The sequence below is a fragment of the uncultured Blautia sp. genome (genome assembly GCF_902497045.1).
Lineage (GTDB): Bacteria > Bacillota > Clostridia > Lachnospirales > Lachnospiraceae > Blautia_A.
The window spans coordinates 1-4,064 of sequence record NZ_CABVDF010000241.1; the positions used below are offsets into that span (position 1 = coordinate 1).

Below are 4,064 nucleotides of genomic sequence, written 5' to 3' on the forward strand. Positions count from 1 at the left end.
TGATTGTAAAATTCTGTCTAAAATGGTATGATAGACTGAAATCTACAGGAGGGTGATATGTATTATTTTATTGTAAATCCCAATTCCCGCTCCGGAAAAGGAGCCGATATATGGAAATCCCTGAGCCAAAGTCTGGATCATAGAAATATCCCATATAAGGCATATCTGACCGAATGTGCCGGCCATGCCACAGAACTGGCCGAAAAAATAAGTTCCTCTGCTGATAAAGAGCATCCTGTCACATTGATCGCAGTAGGCGGAGATGGTACTATTCAGGAGGTTCTTACCGGTCTGAAGAATTTTTCTGATCTCCGTTTCGGATATATTCCCACCGGATCCGGCAATGATTTCTGCCGCAGCATGAAACTTCCGGGCAAACCGGAAGAAGCCCTGGAAACCATACTTTCTTCAGAAAAGACCCGGCCTATGGATGTATCCGAAATCACCTGCAATGGATTTTCCAGCCGCTTTGCCGTTAGCTGCGGTATTGGTTTTGATGCAGCGGTCTGCCATGAGATCAGTGTCTCTCCTGTCAAAAAGGTTCTGAATCATCTGGGACTTGGGAAGCTTGCCTATCTCCTCATTGGAATCAAACATCTGCTGTTTCTGCCTCCCACTTCCATTTCCATAGACACGGATGCGGATATGAAGCACACTTATAACAAGGTTTTCCTCACTGCAGTTATGAACCAGAAATATGAAGGCGGCGGTTTTTGCTTCTGTCCATGTGCTGACCCTTCAGACGGTCTTCTTGATGTACTGGTGATTGAAGGCATGGGCAGGCTTCGGCTGATCTTCTGCCTTTTCCTTTCTATTTTTGGCAGGCATACCGGCTTTCGCGGAGTCCATCTGCTTCGCTGTCAAAGAATCACAGTCAAAAGTTCAAAATCTCTTGCCATACATAAAGACGGAGAATCTGCCGGACTTGGAACAGGCTTTTCCGTTCAGCTGACAGATAAAAAACTGCAGGTCATCATTCCCTGATGTTCCTGCAGTTTTTCTTCAAATATCAGTTAAATCCATAAAATTTCTGGCATAACTTATAGGCAGCAATAAAAGTCTTGCGTCCGCCCTTACCCGGAAGATTGGAGGCACATCCCATAATTCCCCAGCGCAGTCTGTGATAAATGCGGCGGTCTTCTTCCCGAATATATTCCATAAGCTCCTTCTTTTTGTCAAGAGCCTCCTGGGTTTCTGCACGGATCAGCATTACAGAAGAAATTGTGGTAATGATCTCCAGATAGCTGAGCATATATTTACGCAGATGACGGCGATTATTAAATTTAATTCTGTGGAATACATCTACCATAATCTTATTCACACGAAGCTGCTGGTCGATTCTTTTGATCATTACCTTTTCATTGACAGACTGATCATCACGCCCAATAAAATATCTGTAAAAGTTCACATCCAGATAATACATTTTTTTCACATAAGGAAGCGGCTCAAACGCAAAGATATTGTCCACGTAAAATGTATGCTTCGGAAGCTGGATTCCACACTCATGGAGAAGCTTTGTACGGTAGATCATAGAATGCATAAGAAGATATTTCCCTTTATGCATATGTACTTTTTCCCATCCAAAGATCTCATTGACCGGAAGACAATGTCTGTACTGCATCACTCTCTTTCTCCTGGCCCCCTGTTTCTCATATACAAAATTACTGATCAGAAGGTCTACTGTTTCCGGTCCCCGGATCAGATCACCCAAAGTCTTAAGAATCTGGGCGTAGGCCTCTGCATTTACCCAGTCATCGCTGTCCACCACCTTAAAATAAAGCCCTGTGGCATTACGGATGCCTGCGTTTACCGCCTCGCCGTGTCCTCCATTTTCCTGATGGATTGCTTTAACGATCGTAGGATATTTTCTCTCATAGGAATCGGCAATTTCTGCTGTTCTGTCTGAAGATCCGTCATTTACAATAAGGATTTCCACATCCTCCCCTCCTATAAGCAGAGAATCGATGCACTTTTCCATATAAGCTTCTGAATTATAGCAGGGAATAGCAATACTTAACAGTTTCATTTAATTTCCTCCTTCATGTACTTTACATAAGCTCCGAATGCAGACGGAATCGCATACTGCCTGTCGGACTGCTTTTTATCTACAAAAATAAGTTTTTTATTTTTCTTTTGCTCCAGAGAAGATACTCTTATCAAATATCCTGTCATTCTCCATTCAATATGAGAAAAAATATGTTTTGCCGGCTCCAGCTCTTTAATATACAAAGGCTCCAGCTTCATTTTTTCCACAGCTTTTACTGCCTCCTCAGCTGAAAGCGTTCCTTTCACATTGGGAAGCTCATAAAGACCTGCAAGAAGTCCCTTGTCCGGTCTTTTCTGTATGGCTGTCCTTTCTCCGTCCTGGATCACAAACACCGTTCTGTGTTCTGTCCTGCGAGCTTTTTTGGGCGCCTTTACCGGAATTTCCTCAGTTATATCATGCAGATGCGCCCTGCACAGCTTCTGAACCGGACACTCCTGACATTTGGGCTGCCCGTTTGGCACACAGACCACAGCCCCAAGCTCCATCAGAGCCTGGTTAAAATCTCCCGGACAGTCTGAGGGCATGATTTCTTTAAGAGTCTGCTCCATTTTTTTGCGGACTGACTGCTTCATAATATCTTCTCTGCTCTCAGTAATCCTTGAAACAACTCTCAGAACATTTCCATCTACAGCCGGAACAGGAATGTCATATGCAATAGAAGCAATGGCTCCTGCCGTATAACTTCCTATTCCCTTTAACGATACAAGCTTTTCATAGGATTCAGGAAGTTTTCCTTCATATTCCTCCACCACTGTGCAGGCTGCTTCCTGCATATTTCTCACACGATTATAATATCCCAGACCTTCCCACAGCTTCATAAGCTTCTTTTCCGGGCAGGAAGCCAGAGCCGCCGGATTCGGAAGTTCTGTAATAAATCTTATAAAATACGGCTTAACTGCCTCCACTCTGGTCTGCTGGAGCATAATCTCCGACACCCAGGTATAATAGGCATTATTCTGATCCCTCCACGGAAGGATCCTTTTATTTTCCCGGTACCATTTAATAAGAGGGGATACTATCTCCTCTAATACTGCCGGATTTTCACTTTCACTCCGGCTGACTTTATCAGAACAAGTACTTTCCATATGTGTGTCCGGCTTATCCTGAAATACAGGGATCTTATTCTCCATGAGACACCTCCAGATCTATGGAAACCGGATCGCATATTTCCATAAAATTTTCTCCTACCAGGCAGTCGTAAGCCAGAAGCTTTACTCCTGCTTCAGCCGCCTCTCTCAGAACCATTCCAAATTCCGGATGAGTTTTCCAGTTTGGCTGAAAATTTCTCACATCTTTCATCTGTATCACCAAAAGAAGGTACGCTTCATATCCGTCTTTCATGCACTGGATCAGCTCCCGTACATGCTTTACCCCTCTTTCTGTAGGCGCATCCGGAAATCGTACAATATTATCCTCTTCTAACGTTACCCCCTTAACTTCCATAAATGCCTTTCTGACAGGCGACTCAATATAAAGGTCAAATCTGGAGTTTCCGTATTTCCTTTCTCTGTACACAGAAATATCCTCCGGAAAAACTCCTCCCTTTAAAAGCCATTCCTCCGCCGCCTTATTTGGCGCCTGGGAATCCATGTTAATCCATCGTCCCTCCTTGCACACGCTGATCAGATCATATCTGGTTTTTCGTGCCGGGTTCTGTCCTTCCTCAAGAATCACCTCATATCCGGGAACCAGAAGTTCCCTGCATCTTCCTGTATTTTTTACATGCACAGTTTCTGTCTGCCCGTCCAGCTCCACATGAGCGACAAAACGATTGGGTCTGTCCAGAAATCTGGCTTTTACCGTATGGCTGTAATTCATCTCTGTAACCTCGTTGCTGTTATCAAGTGGCTCTATTGTATCACATGTTTTCCCCTTTTTCCATTAAAATTCAGATTCTCCGTCACTTCTCTTTCCCTATTTTCCCTGCGCTTATAATTACCGGGTGTTTTATACAGCAATTATTTTTTCCCACAGGTTGATTTTTTTATTTTCCCTGTGTATAATCCAAAATGTTAAA

Annotated in this window: 4 protein-coding genes; 1 reads left to right on the forward strand and 3 read right to left on the reverse strand. The window is 43.6% G+C overall.

Translation table 11 applies throughout. The annotated features are described in order from the left end of the window. The first annotated feature begins 57 nt into the window (after positions 1-57). On the forward strand, positions 58-984 hold the full coding sequence (locus RDS42_RS13040) for a diacylglycerol kinase family lipid kinase (protein WP_308784042.1): 927 nt from the start codon (positions 58-60) through the stop codon (positions 982-984). Positions 985-1,009: 25 nt separating this feature from the next. On the opposite strand, the gene RDS42_RS13045 is transcribed toward RDS42_RS13040, so the two are convergent. From RDS42_RS13045 to sfsA, 3 genes are read right to left on the reverse strand one after another with little or no spacing between them, the layout of a single operon-like run. Then, positions 1,010-2,026: a glycosyltransferase gene (locus RDS42_RS13045; protein WP_308784043.1), complete on the reverse strand. Its 1,017-nt coding sequence runs from the start codon at positions 2,024-2,026 to the stop codon at positions 1,010-1,012. After that, positions 2,023-3,132 (reverse strand): A/G-specific adenine glycosylase, encoded by a 1,110-nt coding sequence (mutY, locus tag RDS42_RS13050; protein WP_308784045.1) that lies wholly within the window; start codon positions 3,130-3,132, stop codon positions 2,023-2,025. Before mutY ends, RDS42_RS13045 begins: the two co-directional genes overlap by 4 nt. Before the next feature lie 34 nt (positions 3,133-3,166). Then, positions 3,167-3,865, reverse strand: a complete 699-nt coding sequence (gene sfsA / locus RDS42_RS13055) for a DNA/RNA nuclease SfsA (RefSeq protein WP_308784044.1) — start codon at positions 3,863-3,865, stop codon at positions 3,167-3,169. Positions 3,866-4,064 lie beyond the last annotated feature (199 nt).

Bases quoted from the DNA above. Each gene is read 5' to 3' on its own strand.
- mutY (WP_308784045.1), bottom strand. From the start codon at position 3,132: ATGGAAAGTACTTGTTCTGATAAAGTCAGCCGGAGTGAAAGTGAAAAT.
- RDS42_RS13045 (WP_308784043.1), bottom strand. From the start codon at position 2,026: ATGAAACTGTTAAGTATTGCTATTCCCTGCTATAATTCAGAAGCTTAT.
- sfsA (WP_308784044.1), bottom strand. From the start codon at position 3,865: ATGAATTACAGCCATACGGTAAAAGCCAGATTTCTGGACAGACCCAAT.
- RDS42_RS13040 (WP_308784042.1), top strand. From the start codon at position 58: ATGTATTATTTTATTGTAAATCCCAATTCCCGCTCCGGAAAAGGAGCC.